8 protein-coding genes are annotated in these 18,528 nt (G+C 52.4%); all 8 read right to left on the bottom strand.

The window, feature by feature from the left end:
* Positions 1-3: 3 nt before the first annotated feature.
* On the bottom strand, positions 4-639 hold the full coding sequence (gene leuD / locus HMY34_RS03905) for a 3-isopropylmalate dehydratase small subunit (protein WP_202718004.1): 636 nt from the start codon (positions 637-639) through the stop codon (positions 4-6).
* Positions 639-2,042, bottom strand: a complete 1,404-nt coding sequence (gene leuC / locus HMY34_RS03910) for a 3-isopropylmalate dehydratase large subunit (protein ID WP_202718005.1) — start codon at positions 2,040-2,042, stop codon at positions 639-641. The genes leuD and leuC overlap by 1 nt, the downstream gene beginning before the upstream one ends.
* Positions 2,043-2,181: 139 nt before the next feature.
* Positions 2,182-2,457, bottom strand: a complete 276-nt coding sequence (locus tag HMY34_RS03915) for a hypothetical protein (RefSeq protein WP_202718006.1) — start codon at positions 2,455-2,457, stop codon at positions 2,182-2,184.
* Positions 2,458-2,676: 219 nt separating this feature from the next.
* The gene (locus HMY34_RS03920; protein ID WP_202718007.1) at positions 2,677-10,509 is read right to left on the bottom strand and encodes an IPTL-CTERM sorting domain-containing protein; all 7,833 of its coding nucleotides are present in this window, start codon (positions 10,507-10,509) and stop codon (positions 2,677-2,679) included.
* 97 nt (positions 10,510-10,606) lie between these two features.
* Positions 10,607-12,118, bottom strand: a complete 1,512-nt coding sequence (locus HMY34_RS03925) for a CLIPPER-2 domain-containing protein (protein WP_202718008.1) — start codon at positions 12,116-12,118, stop codon at positions 10,607-10,609.
* A gap of 34 nt (positions 12,119-12,152) precedes the next feature.
* Positions 12,153-14,747 carry an SdrD B-like domain-containing protein gene (locus HMY34_RS03930; RefSeq protein ID WP_202718009.1) on the bottom strand — a complete coding sequence of 865 codons (2,595 nt, stop codon included), beginning with the start codon at positions 14,745-14,747 and terminating at the stop codon, positions 12,153-12,155.
* Positions 14,744-15,685 carry a hypothetical protein gene (locus HMY34_RS03935; protein ID WP_202718010.1) on the bottom strand — a complete coding sequence of 314 codons (942 nt, stop codon included), beginning with the start codon at positions 15,683-15,685 and terminating at the stop codon, positions 14,744-14,746. Before HMY34_RS03935 ends, HMY34_RS03930 begins: the two co-directional genes overlap by 4 nt.
* Positions 15,686-15,878: 193 nt before the next feature.
* The gene (locus HMY34_RS03940; protein ID WP_202718011.1) at positions 15,879-18,434 is read right to left on the bottom strand and encodes an SdrD B-like domain-containing protein; all 2,556 of its coding nucleotides are present in this window, start codon (positions 18,432-18,434) and stop codon (positions 15,879-15,881) included.
* Positions 18,435-18,528: the final 94 nt, after the last annotated feature.

The raw sequence follows: 18,528 nt of genomic DNA on the forward strand, positions 1-18,528 counted from the left end.
ATCTTAAAATAACCAAGGCGCGACTTGCTTACGCTTTGCTTCATACGCCCGAATATCATCAGCGTGTTGCAACGTCAGCCCAATATCATCCAGCCCGTTCAGCAGGCAATATTTGCGGAACTCGTCAATGCTGAACGCAAACGCTGCACCGCTCGGCGTGACCACTTGCTGCTCTGCCAGATTCACAGTGAGTTGATAGCCTTCGGTGGCTTGCGCCTCAACGAACAACTGATCAATCACTTCAGCAGGCAAGGTCAACGGCAACAAGCCATTCTTGAAGCTGTTGTTGAAGAAAATATCCGCGTAACTCGGCGCAATCACCGCCCGAATGCCGTAATCGGTCAACGCCCACACCGCGTGTTCCCGCGACGAACCACAGCCGAAGTTTTCACGCGCCAACAGCACGGAAGCACCTGCGTAACGCGGCGCATTCAGCACGAAATCGGGATTCGGGGTGCGTTTGCTGTGATCCATGCCCGGTTCACCCGGTTCAAGGTAACGCCAGTCGTCAAATAGCGTGGGACCAAAGCCGGTACGCTGGATGGATTTCAAATATTGCTTGGGAATAATCGCGTCGGTATCGACGTTAGAACGATCCAGTGGAATAACCAAGCCGGTGTGTACAGTAAATTTTTCCATTAGAGCATCCTCACATCCGCGAAATGTCCTGTCACTGCTGCCGCTGCTGCCATTGCGGGGCTGACCAAGTGGGTACGTCCGCCCTGCCCTTGCCGCCCTTCAAAGTTGCGGTTGGAGGTGGAGGCGCAACGTTCGCCCGGTTCGAGGCGGTCGGCATTCATCGCAAGGCACATGGAACAACCCGGCGCACGCCATTCAAAACCGGCTTCGATGAAAATTTTGTCCAAGCCTTCGCTTTCCGCTTGTTGCTTGACCAAACCAGAACCGGGAACGACCATTGCGAGCTTCACATTTGCGGCGACTTTGCGGCCTTTGGCGACTTCCGCAGCAGCGCGTAAATCTTCGATGCGGGAATTGGTGCATGAGCCGATGAATACTTTGTCGATTTGCACGTTAGTAATCGGCGTGTTCGCTTCCAAGCCCATGTATTTGAGCGCGGCGCGGATGCCGCTGGCTTTGACGGGATCGGTTTCGTTGGCGGGGTCAGGCGTTTTGCCATCGACAGGCAATACCATTTCGGGGGACGTTCCCCACGTCACTTGCGGTTGAATGCTGGCAGCATCCAAGCGAATCACGCGATCAAATACCGCGTCCGCATCGGAATGCAGATCTTGCCATGCGGCTACCGCTGCTTCCCAATCTTCTGCTTTCGGGGAATACGGGCGACCTTTGACGTAGTTAATGGTGGTGTCATCGACCGCAATCATGCCAGCACGTGCGCCGCCTTCTATGGCCATGTTGCACACCGTCATGCGACCTTCCATCGACAAATCGCGAATCGCTTCGCCGCCGAATTCGATGGCGTAACCTGTGCCGCCCGCTGTGCCGATTTCACCGATGATAGCCAGCACGATGTCTTTGGCGGTCACGCCTGCACCGACTTTGCCATCAACGCTGATTAGCATGTTTTTCATCTTTTTCTGGATGAGGCATTGCGTTGCCATAACGTGTTCGACTTCCGATGTGCCGATACCGTGCGCCAGTGCGCCGAATGCGCCATGCGTGGAGGTGTGCGAATCGCCGCAAACCACGGTCATACCGGGCAAGGTTGCGCCTTGCTCAGGGCCAATGACGTGGACAATACCGCGCCGAATATCGCCAATCGCGAACTCGGTAATACCGAAAGCGCGGCAATTCGCGTCCAGCGTTTCGACTTGCAAACGCGCAACAGGGTCGGTGATTCCCTTGTCCAAATCAATCGTGGGTGTGTTGTGGTCGGGTACAGCAACCATCGAAGCAATGCGCCACGGTTGGCGGTTAGCAAGCCGCAGCCCTTCAAAAGCTTGCGGTGAGGTGACTTCGTGAACCAAGTGACGGTCGATGTAGAGTAGAGCCGTGCCGTCGGCTTCTTGCCGCACCACATGCGCATCCCAGACCTTATCGTAGAGCGTTTTGCCTGCCATAAATCCCCAAAACTGCCATTGGAAAAGGGCTACATACTACACTTTTTTGCTATGCATCATCCACAAAAAAAGGCCAGCATCAAGCTGACCTCTTTTGACTAGTATTCACATCGCCTCAAATGGGAAAGCAGTAGAAACGTTAATGCTTGCCTTTTGAAGAGTATGAATAGTGATCACCGTAATTGCCACCAGCCGAACCAGAATGACCACCACCAATGCCACCGATTAAATTATTAACCAAATTTAATTTAGCATCTACCAAGCCGCCCGCTAAACCTAACAAACCACCACCAAATGATTTGCTTCTCGAACTCTCGTTTTTAGAACCGGAATTCTCAGAACACCCGCAGTTAGAAGTGGGTTGAGGAGCTGATTTATTACTACCAAACAAGCTGCTTAACAATCCAATTGTCATAACATTATCTCCTATATCCATATAATAAATACATGATAGTAAACACTTCATGCATTTATCAATTTAGTGTTTCAGTCGGATTTTAATCAGTACAAGTAGGATTAACGGCTCAAAATCACAGACAAAGGCCAGCACATGGCTGGCCTTTTTTCTTCTCTTACTCCCCTCGCCCCTTGAGGGAGAGGGGCGAGGGGTGAGGGGTGAGGGGTGAGGGGTCTCTTAGTCTTCGCGACGGCGGCGGAAGAAGGCAGCCGTTGCCAGCAACATACTCATAATCGCGACACCCCATTGGCTCAAGGTTGGTACGGCCACGGACAAGTTGGCAACCAAACCAAAACCGATGGTGGTGTTGGTCATACCGCCATCCTCAGGTTCTGCACCCGGTGTGAGCCTGATCACGCCACTGGAAATACTGCCATCCGACGCCGGAATGCCATTGCTATCCGTCGGATTATCGTCATTCGGATCAGCATTGGGAATCGTAGCCGCATAACCCGCTGGCGGGATAACTTTCACAATGTAATCGCCTTCACGCAAATTGCCGAAGAAGTACTTACCGTCACCGTCCGTGGTTTGCGGTTGCAGCACATCACCGAAAATATTGCTCACGGGCTTGCCATCGACAGTGAGCAAGGTGACAGTCGCCCCCGGAATACCCGGTTCACCGCCGTCTTGTTTGCCATCATTATTCAGGTCGAGCCACAAACGGCTGCCTAAATTCAGCGGGCGGAACAAGCCGCAGTCGACACTGACATTGCTGAAGCTATTGCCGTCTGAGGTTACACTCGGCATCAAGCTAAACGTTGGGGTCTGGAAGCGTCCATCCACCGCTTTGCAATTGCTATCGGTGTTGGATGGATCAGCATCCGGGTCAACACCACCTTTGGTAGCACTGTAACCAGAATTGGCAGCCGGACTCATGACCACAATGTAATTACCCGGTTTCAAATTCTGGAACAGGTAATTGCCGCTGTCATCTGTCATCACCGCAGCAACCGGTTTGCCGTCGATGTCCGTCGCGGGCGTAATGCCATCCGCTTCCAGCAAACTGACGCTCACGCCACGGATACCCGGTTCTCCATTATCTTGCTGACCGTTGGCATTGTTATCCAACCAAACTTTGTCACCTAAGGACATGGAGCCATAGAAACCACAATCGACCGTCATATTGCCATTGGCATCATCACCGTCCGCGTCGGGTTCAGCGCCCGCCGTCAACGTGAATGGATGCGTTTCAATCGTGGTATTGATCGGGTTAACGCGGCAGTTGCTGTCTATGTCACTGGCATCGTCATCCGCATCAATCCCGCCGATGGTGGGAGAGAAACCTGCTGGCGGCTCAACCGTTACAATGTACTCACCTTCTGGCAAGTTATCGAACAGGTAAAGACCATCCGCGCCCGTGGTATGCGGCGCAACGGTATTGCCATCCAGATCCGCCACGGCACGCCCCGAAGCATCGGTTAGGGTCACAACCGCATTTTCAAGGAAGCCCTCGGTCGCTTCACGCGCACCATTGGCGTTGCTATCCACCCAGATTTGATTACCCACGGCTACGGGCGTACCCGGTGTCACCGTTTGTACCGGCACGACAGCGAAGTCAACCGTGAGGTTGGAACGGTTATCGTCCGTCTCCATACCATCATTGCCAGCAATGCCGCTGGCGGTTGGTTGTTCGTCGTTCGGTTCCTTGTCATCTAACACAATCAGGTTAGAACACAAGCCGTCAGACGCAGTGCTGTCACCGTTATCGTTGTTGTCACCGTTGGTGTTCGCATCGGCTTCTTTCTCGGCAGTGCTGGCGGTGAAACCATCCAACGCCGCGCCGTCGTTGAAGTTGCTGCCCGCCACACAGACTTTGTACTCGCCTGCTTCCAACGCGCTGAACAGGTAGAAACCTTTGTCGGTTTGGGTGCTGCGAATCAGTGCACCAGCGGCATCACGCAATTCGACGTGCACCCCGCTTGGCAAGGTTTCGCCTTGATCGAATTGACCGTTGTTGGCAGCACTGCCTTCACCGTTATCGACCCACACCGTATTACCGATACTGTGCATTGGCTTTTTAGGCAAGTAGAAACCGCAATCCACCGTCATATTGCCGTCGATACCGTCGCCATCAGCCGCTGCATCCGGTTCAGCGCCTGCGGTTAGCGTAAACAGGCTGGTTTTGCCGGTATCCACTGAACAGTTGCTGTCGGTGTTGGACGCATCGTTATCCACTTTTGCGCCGCCCTGTGTCGGCAAATAGGCACTGCCTTGTGGCGCAGTCACGCGGATGCTGTATTCACCTTCAGGCAAATTGCCGAACACGTATTTGCCGTCTGCCGCCGTCACGATCGGCGCAACGCTTGTGCCGTCAGACAGCACCACGGGATTACCGTCTTTGTCCATCAAGGTAACGGTCGCGCCCGCCAAACCAATGTCGTCTTTGTCCTGCTGACCGTTTTCGTTGGCATCAATCCAGATAAAGTCACCGACGGAAACCGTGTTCGGTTTGACTGGAGCGCGTTCCACAAAGTCATTGCCATCATCGGTTTCACCCGCGATCACCGTTACTGGAATGCGGTCATCGGTGGTATCGGTATTGGCAGCATCGTCTTCCGGTGAGGTGGTGTCGCCGTCAGTGACCGAGTTGTAATCGGCAGGCTGGGTTTGCACAACCAGATAATCGCCAGCGTCGAGATTTGCAAACAGGTATTCGCCGTTGGCATTTGTCAAGGTGGTAACAGGCTTGCCGTCGGTATCCAAAACTGGCGTGCCATCGGGTTTCAACAGCGACAGGGTGATACCCGCCAACGGCGTTTCGCCGCTGCTATCGCCGGTCGTATCCACAGAAACGGTACCGCTAATCGTGGCTTTTTCTGCTGCTGGCAGGTAGAAGCCGCAATCCACCGTCATATTGCCGTCGGTGCCATCACCGTCTGCCGCTGCATCCGGTTCAGCGCCTGCGGTTAGGGTGAACAGGCTGGTTTTGCCGGTATCCGCATCACAATTGCTGTCGGTATTGGACGCATCGTTGTCAACATCGGCACCGCCTTTGGTAGGCATGTAGTCGCTGTCTGCGGGTGCCGCCACGCTAATGCTGTATTGGCCTTCGGGCAGATTGCTGAATGCGTATTTGCCGTCTGCCCCGGTAATGATTGGCGCAATCGCCATATCACCACCTAGCACTACGGACTTGCCGTCTTTGTCCAGCAAGGTAACGGTAGCACCGGCTAATGGCGTATCGCCTGCGTCTTGCTGACCGTTTTCATTGACATCCACCCAGATGTAATCACCCACCGATACGGTTTTCGCAGGAGCAACCACACCGAAGTCAATGGTGAGGTTGGAACGGTTATCGTCCGTACTCATGCCATCGTCACCGGCTTTACCACTAGCCGTTGGCAGCTCACCCGTTGGGCTTTGGTCATCCAAAATAATCATCTCGGAACACAAGCCGTCTTGGGTGTCATTGTCACCGTTATCGGCATTATCGGTTCCCGCGTTCACATCGGCTTCGTCGCCCATGGTGCTGGCGGTGTAACCTTTCAACACACCTTGGTCGAAGTTGCCGTGAGCCACGCAAACGCTGTATTCACCCGTTGCCAAACCGCTAAATAAGTAGTAACCGTCCTTGGTTTCGGTGTAAGCCATGACCGCGCCGTTTTTATCCAGCAATTCCATAACCACGCCATCGACTACTGGCTGTTCGTCTTTATCGAATAGGCCATTGTTGTTAGCATCGACCCACACGGTATTACCCACGCTGTGCAGCGGCACTTTTGGCACGTAGAAACCGCAGTCCACCGTCAGATTATCGGTGGTCAAGTTGAAAACGCCGGTTTGTGTTTGCCCATCAACCGCTTGGCAATTGCTGTCGGTGTTAGACGGATCATCGTTGACCGCTGCCCCGCCTTGGGTGGTGATATAGCCGTCTGGCGCTACAACCCGGATCAGGTATTCGCCCGCTGGCAGATTTTCAAACAGGTAAAGGCCATCCGCCGCTGTTGTTACCGCAGCAACGGGTTTGCCATCGAGGTCATTGACCGGGTTGCCCGATTTATCCAACAAGGTAACGGTGGCATTTTCCAGACCGCTTTCATTCTCGTCCTGCTGACCGTTTTCGTTGGCATCCAGCCAGATTTTGTCACCCACAGAAACCACTTGCGGCGGCACTGCCGGTGGCACAATCCCGAAGTCGACCGTGAGGTTGGAACGATTATCGTCGGTACCCATGCCATCAACGCCGTCTGCGCCCGTTGCGGTGGTTTCACCTGTCGGTTCTTGATCATCCAGCACCACGAGGTTGGAACATAAACCGGCCTTGATGTCATCGGAGCCGTTGTCGTCGCCGTCAATGTTGGTGTTTGCATCGGCGATGGTGCCGCCGGTGCTGGCGGTGTAGCCTTCTAACAGATTGCCCGCCGCGAAGTTATCCGCAACCACACACACTTGGTAATCGCCCGCCGTTAAACCGCTGAACAGGTAGCGCCCGTTGGCATCGGTAGTCGTGGCCTTGATGACCGTGCCGCTGGCATCTTTCAGTTCCAAGCCGACACCGGCACTGGCGGGCAGTTCGTCGTTATCTGCCATGCCGTTGTTGTTTGTGTCAATCCACACGCGGTTGCCGAGGCTATGCGTTGGCACTTTTGGTTGGTAGAAACCGCAGTCCACGGTCATATTGTCAGTGGTGAGATTGAAGGCGCCGGTTTGTGTTTGCCCATCGACCACTTGGCAATTGCTGTCGGTGTTGGATGGATCATCGTTGACCGCTGCTCCGCCTTGGGTGGTGATATAGCCTGCGGGTGCTGCAATCCGCACCACGTATTCACCTTGCGGCAGATTTTCAAACAGGTAAAGGCCATCCGCCGCTGTTGTTAGCGCTGCAACGGGTTTGCCATCGAGGTCATTGACCGGGTTGCCCGATTTATCCAGCAACGTAACGGTGGCATTTTCCAGACCAATTTCGTTCTCATCTTGCTGACCATCTTCATCGGTATCAATCCAGATTCTGTCACCCACCGCTACAGGAGTAGGCGCAACCGCCGGTGGCAATACCGCAAAGTCAACGGTGAGGTTGGAACGGTTATCGTCCGTGCTCATGCCATCATCGCCTGCAATGCCGACACCGGTTGGCAATTCTCCGGTTGGCTCTTGGTCGTCCAACACAATGATGTTGGAGCAGAGGCCATTGGCGGTCATGGTACCGCTGTTATCGTTGCTATCACCGTTAGTGTTCGCATCAGCTTCTTTGCCGTTCACACCAGCGGTATGACCCACCAGTTTGCCCATGCCGGTGAAGTTAGCCGCTGCCACGCAAACTTGATACTCGCCTGCATTCAAACCGGGGAACAAATAGTAACCGCCAGCCGTCATGGTGCTGTCAATCACTGCACCCGTGGTATCGCGCAATTCCAATTTGATGCCGTTCAGCAAACCTTCGCCTTCATCAAATTGACCGTTATCGGCTTTGGTGGCATCGCCTGCGCCATTATCGACCCACACCATATTGCCGATGCTGTGTACCGCTGTCGGTGGCACTGCCGGTGGAACAATGCCGAAGTCAACGCTTAAGTTGGAACGGTTATCGTCAGTGCCTACGCCGTCAACACCGGGCTGATCGTTAATACCGGCTTCACCTGTCGGTTCTTGGTCATCCAATACGACAAAGTTAGAACACAAGCCGGTCGCGATGTCGTCCGTGCCGTTGTCGTCCCCGTCAATGTCGGTATTCGCATCCTCCACGTTACCGCCGGTACTCGCGGTGAAACCTTCCAGAATATTGCCTGCCGCAAAGTTATCCGCGACCACGCACACTTGATAGCTGCCTGCGGACAGATTGCTGAACAGGTAACGCCCTTCAGCATCCGTGGTGGTGGTGCCGAGAGCTGCGCCATTGGCATCTTTCAATTCTAGCGCAACGCCAGCCACCGCTGGGGTTTCACCCACATCTGCCGCACCGTTGTTATTGGCATCAACCCAAACACGGTTGCCCAAACTGTGCGTTGGTACTTTCGGCACGTAGAAACCGCAATCGACGCTCAAATCGGTGTTGGCATCGGTGTCGCCATCGGTGATGGATTCCGCGCCTGCGCTCAGCAGGAATGGCAAAGTTTGCACATTGCCGCCCGTGACTGCACAGTTGCTGTCAGTGTTGGATGGATCAGTATCTACCGCCGCACCGCCTTGTGTTACCGCATAGCCATCCGGTGCTTGCACGCGCACGATGTATTCACCTTCGGGCAAATGGCTAAACAAGTATTTGCCGGATGCGTCGGTTTGCAGGTAGTCGACGGTGTTACCCGCTAAATCTTTGACCGGGTTGCCGTCTTTATCCAACAAAGTCACGACTGCGCCAACCAGTGGCAATTCGTCTTTGCCTTGCAAGCCGTTTTCATCGGCATCAATCCAAACCGTGTCACCGACGCTCATCGGGGTGGGCGGTGGTGGCGGGATCACCGCAAAGTCAACCGTCAGATCCGACAAAGCATCTGGGGTATTCATGCCATCATCACCAGCCGTGCCGCTGGCAGTGTCGGTTTCACCGGTTGGCGCATTCGCATCCAACGTAATGACGTTGGAACACAAGCCGTCAGCCAGCACGTCGCTGCCATTGTCATTGCTATCCACGCCCGCGTTAGCATCGGCCTCATTACCGCCAGTGCTGGCGTTGAAACCTTTTAGAATGGAGGTATCGGCAAAGTTGCTGGCGGCAACACACACTTTGTAATCGCCAGCGGTCAAGCCGCTGAACAAATAGAAACCTTTGCTGGTCGTGGTATTGGTCAGCAGTGCACCCGCCGCATTACGCAATTCAACCAAAACACCATCAGCAACGGCGGCTTCGCCAGCATCCAAAGTGCCGTTGTTGGCGTTGGCGGCAGTGCCTGCGCCATCGTCGATCCAGACTTTATTGCCCAAGCTGTGCGTGGGTTCGGTCGGTTTATAGAAACCACAGTCAACGCTTAAATTGCTGTTCGCATCCGCATCACCGTCGTCAATTAGTTCGCCGCCCGCGCTCAGGCTGAACAATGCCGTGGTAATGCTGCCGTCGCCTTGCACGGCGCAATTGCTATCGTCATTCGCGGGAACATCGTCCACATCACCCGCACTTGGGCTGACAATATAATCGGTAGGTGGCGTCACTTTAACGCTGTAATCGCCTTCGGGCAGATTGCCGAACAGGTATTTACCCGTCCCATCGGTGGTAACGTCAGCCACGATGGTGCCCGTCAAATCTTTAGCCGGAGCGCCTTTGCTATCCAATAAGCTAACGGTAGCGCCCGCCAAAGGATTTTCACCGGCGGTTTGCTTGCCGTCTTTATCGGTGTCTTCCCAAATGAAATCGCCGACGGAAACGGGCGTTTTCGGAATGGCTGGTAGAACATTCAGCGCATAATCTTCAACTTCACCATCCGCTGCTTCGCCCCCAATACCATCACCACCTGCCGTGGAACAACGGAAGCGGGTATAAATCGTGCCTTCGGCAGCGAAGGCGGGAACGTCCATCGTCAGATCATTAACGCCAGCGGCAAGCACTTGGTCGATGAACACTTGCTCACCCGCGCCCCCCCAGCTACCGTCTTGATTCCAGTCGACCCAAGCGTTTAATTTGCACGCACTGCTGGCGGTCACTTGCACGGTGTTTTTGGTATCGCCAACATGCAATGCAGCAATCGCCACACCGTCTTCATCATCCAGCTTGCCAAATGCATCCGTTTCACAAACGCCGTAAACCGGCTGGCTTTCGCTGGCGTCATCGGCATTGGCTCCCCCCTGCAATAGCCCGGAATCGCCATCCACACACTTACCCAAATACACAGGCGTGCCGAGCTGGTGACGTGCACCGTTGCTAGTGAGTAATACTGGGAAAGTAGGGTCTGTTGCATCACCGTAGTCGAACGGGATCGAAACCGCAGCGCACGATTCGTTATTGGCAATATCGCTATCACTGCCGCCGGTATTCACCACTTGCGTGCAGTTTTCGACAACTTCGTTCGCATACGCTGGTGGCAATGTCGCAAACGCGCCAACCATGGAAATGCACAAGGAGAGCTTTATTATTTTCATCTATAGTGCCCCGATCAATTAATTTTTATATCAGTGTTAGCATCGGCGTAAGTGCATGAGGGCTATGCCCCATGCACGTTGGTACAGAACAATCTGCTTATTTTACGGTTGCAGTGATTTTCAGCACTTTACTGCCGTTGGTTTTTGCCAAATCGCCTACTGTCCACAGCCCTGTTGCCGACACGTAATTGCCAGCACTGTCATCGCTCACGTAGGTCAAGCTACCGGGCAATTGATCCGTTACCGTGACGCCAGTGGCATTGTCTGGGCCTTTGTTGGTTGCGGTCAGCACATAAACAACCGTATCGCCACGGCGTACTGTGGTGAGCGCTACACCCGCTTCGTCGGTAACGGTTTTGACCAGTTCAATATCGACTTTCGGGTCAATAGTGATAGTAATTTCCGCAATGTCGTGGTCGTCTTCGTCGCCGTCGGTGTTATCAATGACGTCATCAAGCTTACCTGTTTCATTGCCTGGGTCAGTGTCTGGCGTAGAGTCTATGTCGGTCACTGGTGCACCAGCGCTATCGGTCGCTGCACTGATTTCAGCCGCGTTTTCAACCTTACCCGCCGTTGCATCGCTATTCACGGTAAAGCTGATGTCAACCGTGGTTTTATCGCCTTTTGCCAATGCTGGAATCGGGGTATTCAAGGTTGCAACACCGGCAACAGCCGTCCAATTGGCATCGGCTAAGGTCAAACCTGCTGGGATGTAATCGGTGATCACAATGTCTTTCGCGTCAACGTTGCCTTGGTTGGTCACTTCGATGGTGAACTTAACGGTGTCACCCGGCTCAACACTGGCAGCTTGATCGACTGCCAAGCGTTTCAGTAAAGCCAAGTCGAAGACAGTTTGGGCGGTAAAGGTGACTTTAGTATCTTCCACTTCACCATCAGCCAACGTACCGGTGGCTTTAGTGCCATCAATGGGTGCGGTACTCAAACGGCAACGGGCATACGTACCATCTTTGGTGTCAGCGTTAGTGCTGGCATCTGCTGGTGCCGCAGGCATAACCACATCAATGATGGAAGATGGTGTTCCTATCGCCACTGGCGCAAAGCCGTATTCGGAACCTTCAAACGTGCCGCTGCCGTCGTAGTCGATCCAGCAACCCAGTGTAGCGGCTTTATCGGTGGTGTTGGTGGCAGTGACTTTTAAGGTCACAGGTTGACCATCAGTGAGAACCGGCACACTGTAGCCATCTTCATCTGCACCATCGCCATCGGCTGCTGGAGTAGGTTGACCGTCTGTTTCGTCATCAACCGTACCGCCCAATAGTAAGCCCGGAATAATTTCATGCTGCGCCCCAGTACTTGCTGACAATGTGCCATAGGTATCCGGTGCATCGCCAAAGTCAAAGACCGACTGCACCGTTAACGGAGCGCACGCCTCGTCATCTTCCAATGTTTCACCGGCTTCAAAGGCTGTCAACAAATCGGCTTGACTGGCTTTGCTGGCGGGCGTGGAATCGGTATCCGTTTCGATGGTTGCGGATACCTGCGCACAGTTGGTAACAGTTGTATCCGCCCACGACTGGTTAGCGGCCATCAATACGCCAATGGCACAAAAAGAAATCAACAAGGTTTTAGTATGGGTAAATTTTTTCATTTTTATCGCTCTCTTTAATCTACGTTATTGTTTGTTATTCAACTGTTACCGTAATTGTCAGTGTTTTCGGTGCATCTTTGGCAAGATCGCCGACATTCCACACCCCGGTATTGTGGTCATAAGCGTTTGTCGTGCTGTCATCGCTGACATACTTGACCCCTGCGGGCATTGTATCGGTGACGGTGACGCCCGTTGCCGTATCCGGTCCATCATTGGTGGCTGTTAATGTGTATTTAACGGTATCACCGCGTTTAGCTTCATTTTTATCCGCAATCTTACTTAGCTTGACATCAACCTCAGGGGCATTAGGGGCGGTAAAGAATCCGAAATCCACTGTTTTATTAGAGGCAATATCCGGCCAAGCATCATCGTCATTATCCGCATTGTCAGTACGCAGTTTTTCATTTTCGGGTTCTGCGGGGATTGCCTCTAAGGTAATGTTACCGGAAAGCAAACCTAATGCCAGGTCAAGCGTCACACCGTTGTCATTGTTGTCCAGATCAGCATCAGGGGAAGCCTCTTCACCATTTTCAGACGACTTAAGACCATTTAACGCGGTTTGCGTTGTTGGGCTTGGAATCGCCACACGGTATGTGCCTGCCGCTAACCCTTCAAACACGTAATGACCATTGGCATCCGTTTTGGTGGTAGCAATCACAGCATTGCTGCTATCCAACAAATTCACATCAACGTCGGCAATACCGGTTTCGCTGGCTTCGGCAATACCGTTGTTGTTATCGTCTTTCCACACCAAGTTACCGATACGGTATTTGATGGTCGGCACGATAATCCCCACTTGACGCGGCTCGGCAGTGTCTAAACGCTGGCTGTTGGACTGCTGGGTAACACGGTGCGCCAGTGAATTCCATGCAGGGCTAAAGTAACGTGTATTTCCAACAATGCTGGGCGGTGCATTTTCCGGTGCAAGCATTGGCACATTAAATGTCAACGCTTTCAGCGGCTCCCAATACGGCGCAGCAGCAAACGCAGCTTTGATACGGAATGCCGTCACCTTGGCAAAGTCAGCCGGAGTTGTAGTCCAGTCATTCGTACAACCTGTTTGCCAATGGTCAGCAGGAGTTTCCGTAGCAGAAGAAGACACTTCCGGGCGGCAAGGGTTAGCCGCTGCCGAATACTCAACCACAGCGTTAGCGGAAGTCGTATACGCATCAGCAGCCGTAATCGCCCCCGTCAACACCGGTTGCCACTGGCTACCACGTTGCAAGCCGGAAACCGGCTGGCCTACACCAGTATCACCTTTGGCGGGCAATACGTCATACAGGATGTAGTTGGTAAGGGCTTCATTACCCTTGTTAGTCACCAGCAACTTGTAATTGAACGCACCATTATGCGAAACCTGCGCTACACACGGGAAACGGGTGTAACCTTCGCCATTATCCGGGCATTGCGCATTGGTCACGGCTGGGTTGGTCAGCGGATCATCCACATTTGGCAGGGTCGGAAATTCGCCTTTGACCCATTTTTCAGCCGCAATGACCGATGCAGAAACCACGTTGAAATTGATTTCACGGGTACAACTTTCATCACTGCTACTGCCATCACCATCCAGATCGTTGCTATCCGTACCCGTGGTGTTATGGCAAGTGAAGCGTGGCCCATTATCAAAGAATCCCGCTTCATTGGCATAAGAGCCAACCACTGTACCCGGCTTCACTTTAGCGGTGATGTTTACCCGCATCCAGTTGCCAACCGGGAAATCAGCAGCATTGGCCACACCTGCTGAACCATCCTTGCGCACTGACCCGGCGGGAGGTGTTGCAGACCACACAAACCGCAACAAAGTACGCCCTGTACCGTTATGGTCAGGTACAACCTGAAGGTTTGGCTCAGGGAAACCGGCTGCACCACCACTGACGGAGAAACTATCCCAGCTCACAAACTCCAGTTCTTTCGGCAGAAAGTCCACCAACACCGGGTCATGTGCCACGCCAGTCGCACTAGTCCAATCCTGCTCGGCATGAATCTGGAACTGCACGCTATCTTCCGGGCGGAAGCTACCACCATTCGTCACGTCTTTGTACAGCATGATGGATGGTGTGGCCTCTTCCACGAAGGAATCATCACAAATGTCACCCGATGTACCTGTGGATGCATCAAACTTGGTGAATGTACCTGCTACACAGTTTTTCACTGTCACCGGATAAGCGCCTGCCACCGCCGAAGTATCGGCTGTCACCACGCCTGACCAATACGGGTTAAACAACCAACCACGCGGTACGGCTGGGCCATCCGGCCCCAAATCCTTGAACTGCCAACGGATACATTTGGTATCAGCAGGCAGGTCAAAACCATCAGGGTTAGAACCGCTGGCGGCATCCGTTAACAACGTCGTGTAATTGGCTAGCTTACAATCACCGCTGTCGGCGGAATGCCCCAAGGTCAAGCGCACATTACTGCCACTTGGGGCATTGGTGGTCGCAGGAGAGTTCCACTCACGTACATACACTTTTTTCGGCACAACACCTGTTGGCGTGAGTGGCAAAGTGTCATACAAGGTCAGGTCTGGCACGGGTGCGTTGGAGCTGTTGGTATCAGCACGAATCCCCCAGTTAAAGCCTTCCGATGGTGGCATTGCCCCTGCCAGTACATCTTTTGCCCATTTAGTCAATCCCACGCCAGGAGTTGGCTCACCGATAGTTTCGGTGATGACCGCATCAGTACCAATCGGCCCTTGTGCCCCCCCTCAGGTGTTCCCGTCGCGCTTAGGGTATTGGTAATGCTGGTATTAATCGGGAAAGTCGCCACAGGGTAACGCAGCGTATACGCCTTGACGATACAGTTTTGTGAATTGTAATCCTTGCCTGCATACAGCGTTGCCAAGTCCTGATTGCCCAAGTCCCAGCTCATTTCATTGCCGCTGACCGTTGTTGCATCACCAGCGTTTACCACTACCGCACCAGCGGGGAATACGTCTTTCAACACGACACCAGCAAGACTAACGTTTCCTACCGCCGTATTGGAGCAGAAATTAACCTGATAGCTGACATCGGTATCCGGTGCAGGTTTCAAGTTGGTTGCAGGGGAAATTCGTGCCTTGGTGATACTCCAGTTAGGTGCGGATGCACTCACCGTCACCTCGCTGGCAGTCGAAGGCAGGCTACCATTTTCGGGGGTGTCGGGTGAGGTAATCAGCGATGTTGCCGTATTGGCCAGCAATGTACCCGCTGCTGTACCCAGTTTCACGCGGGTATTCACTTCAATAATAAAGCTATCACCGCCGTTAAATACGTCATTCTTGGTCACTTTAATGACCGGGTTGGAGGCATCGCAGGATACTGTGGTAAAGCCGCTTGGGACTACACAACTGAGTGCTTCAAGCCCCGTTGGCAAGGTATCTTCCAGCGTTAGATTACCGCAATCAGATGTTAAGCTGGAACACGCGAGTTTGAAACGGTATTTGACGGTTTCACCCGGTTTGGCACTCGCCGCCGTCAACAGTTCTTTAGTAAAAGTTTGTGTGCCTGATGCATAAGCAGCTTGTGAAGACAGCAGTAAGATACCTGCACCACACGCCCCCAAACGCATCAAAGGTATTTTTTTATACATTGATCCGATCCATTGTTTTCATTATTCGGACAACTCAGCATTAGCCAATTGTTATTTTAATCGAAAAAATAATACCACTTATCAGCAGATTCTCTGAAACAGAAACCGAAGAACGGTATAGCTGATTACAAAATAAAAATTTAGGTGAGAAATCGTTATATTAATCAACGACTCCCCACCATGATTTACTCGCTTATTTAACGGTAACGGTGATATTCAACGTTTTAGCGTTTGCCACTCCTGGCAACAGCTCCCCAACATCCCACTCACCGGTTCCCGCGTTATAAACCCCAGCCGTCGCCCCATTGTGGGACACAAACACCACACCATCAGGTAATTTATCTGTGACAATTACGCCCGTTGCCGCAACATCACTTTCATTGATTACAGTGAGTGTATACACCACCGTATCACCGCGCTTAGCCATCACCGGGTTAACGTTTTTGGTAAGCTTAATATCGGTTTTTACGGATGCCGCCTTATAACCAATATCCAACGCATGGTTATTTTCACCGACCCCACCGACTGTGAAACTGATTTCCCCGTCGGTATTCGCATCGGAGTCGCGTACATCGGTCACAGGATTGTTATCGCTGGCATTATCGGCGTTTTGTTGGGTGACACTCAAACCATCGAGTTCTGTTTGCCCCGCGCTGCTAACGGTTACTTTGCAGCTTTCACCGCCCCCCATGAAAGTTGCATTAGTTGCACTGGAAAAGAGGAATTGCCCGCCATTTGCAGTTGTTGCTGTAGCAGTATCAGTACCACAGGTTAGGATAACGTCTACGCCGTCAATCCCGGCTTCATCCGCGTCCTGAATACCGTCTGCATCGGTGTCATTCCACACACGGTTGCCGACTTCAATAGGCGCGGGGTCGGTCAATAACTCAATATCGCCAAAACCAGTACCCTTACCAAATAAACTTGCGTCACCTGCATGATGAATCGAATACCAATTAGAGATTTTGCCATCACTCAAGTTATAGCTATTTACACCTTGAGTCGTCCACCATCTTTGCCCCACCTGCCCGGTAGGATGCGGATCCATTAAAATAGCATCAATCTGCCCAGTACCATGCAACACCGCCATTGCACCACTAGCACTTTCTTGTCGACCATCTCCTGCGCTATCCTCAAAAAACTCACCATTTGCATGAGGCCCTACTCCGTTAGCGAAATTCGCCGGACAATCTGCATGACCTTCCAATACAAATCCTGCGGGTACTTTACAAGCCTTCAGAAAATCACCGTTAGCGATACCATTAATCAGCTCGGCGCTGCCACCAGAAATAGGTTTGAAATTATTACTTCCGGTCTGGTGTGTAAAAATATCGACAATATTGAGATACAGATTGCCATTATCATCAAACTCAATATCTGACAGAAGAGGCTGAGGAATATCAACTTGACCCTGAGTACTGCTTTGACTCAAATAACCTGTCGTTACTTCCGTTTCATTCAGCCAAGGTTGAAAAGGTTTGCCAGTATCACGAGAATATGCCAATGGAAAATTCAATAGTGTGGTAAAACCCGTGCTTATATTATTCGGCTCGAAAGACAATACTATTGCTTTTAAGTCTGTGGCTTGTCGACTATCAAACGCATCACATGTCACCCCCAAATAACCTTTGCCATGAGAAAAACCTAAAGCCCAGGGGCGTAATGCACCACCCTCACAGACGGGCACGCCCGGCAAACTGGCAATAGGGTATTGTTTAACTTCCCCCGGTAATGCAGCAACATCAGATATTCCCACATTAACGGAGATCAATGCCTGCTGGTTAGCATTTACCAACCATAGCCAATCACTATTGGGCTGCATATCAATATCGCCAAAGCCTACTTTGCCCACCTTATAGAAAGCATCCATATCAACATTGGGTGAAGTTTTGGAGGCTGGCAACTCATAATCTGCGGCAATTCCCGTCCTGCCTGCTTCAGATGCACACGTAGAATCCCGACAAACGTTACCAAGATCAATTGCTGCGCCACCATTGGCAGGGGTAATACCTTGTAAGTTAAAATCCTTGACTAGGCTTCCAGGTTGAGTACTCGCATCGACTACATAAACAGAACCAAGCCCTTTCGCAAGCCCTACGTGGCGCTTCAGGAAACTGGCAGCATAAATCCGCTTCTTGTCCGCTTGCCAAGCAATTCCCCAAGTACTACCCACCTCGCCTAGCGTAGCTTCATCATCGGGTTGCGGCCCTGTACCCTGATTTCCATCACTGGCAGTAAACTGGGAATTCAGCCCCGAACTCGAACGCTGAAAAGATTGGATAGCGCCATCAGTGGAACCAACACCCGAACCATTGCGGTAAGTGGAAATGGCCATACGCGGATCAGCAGAAGATGAGTACTCATCGGGCGCTTGCAAAGCAACATTAATACCCGTCGCTGCATCCTTAACAAATTGTACCGACGTACCACCAGCAACACCGGGCTTCAACCAGCTTTCAGCCCATGAAAACTCCACCCGATAATCATTACCGGCAGTCAAACCAGTGAGCGTATAAGCACCATCTGCACCCGACGTCGCAACGGCTGTCTCTGCGCCGGTAATATCGAATGCTTTCACAGTGACGCCTGCCGCGCCGACTTCATTGAAACTTGCACCGGTATCAAACGTGCCATTCGCATTGAAATCGCGAAAAACTTTGCCGGAAATATCGGCTTGTACAACAGCGGCAGATAGCAGCAGCCCAACACCTGCATATCGCGCATAATAGGGTATTTTTCTAGTTTTCATTATTCAGCTCGTTGTTATTGTTAACTGCCCCAATCTTATCTAGCCAAGCATACCGCTCATCGTGGTGGTTCTCCATCAATCCCCGAAGAGCGGT

The organism is Thiothrix subterranea (assembly GCF_016772315.1).
GTDB lineage: Bacteria > Pseudomonadota > Gammaproteobacteria > Thiotrichales > Thiotrichaceae > Thiothrix > Thiothrix subterranea.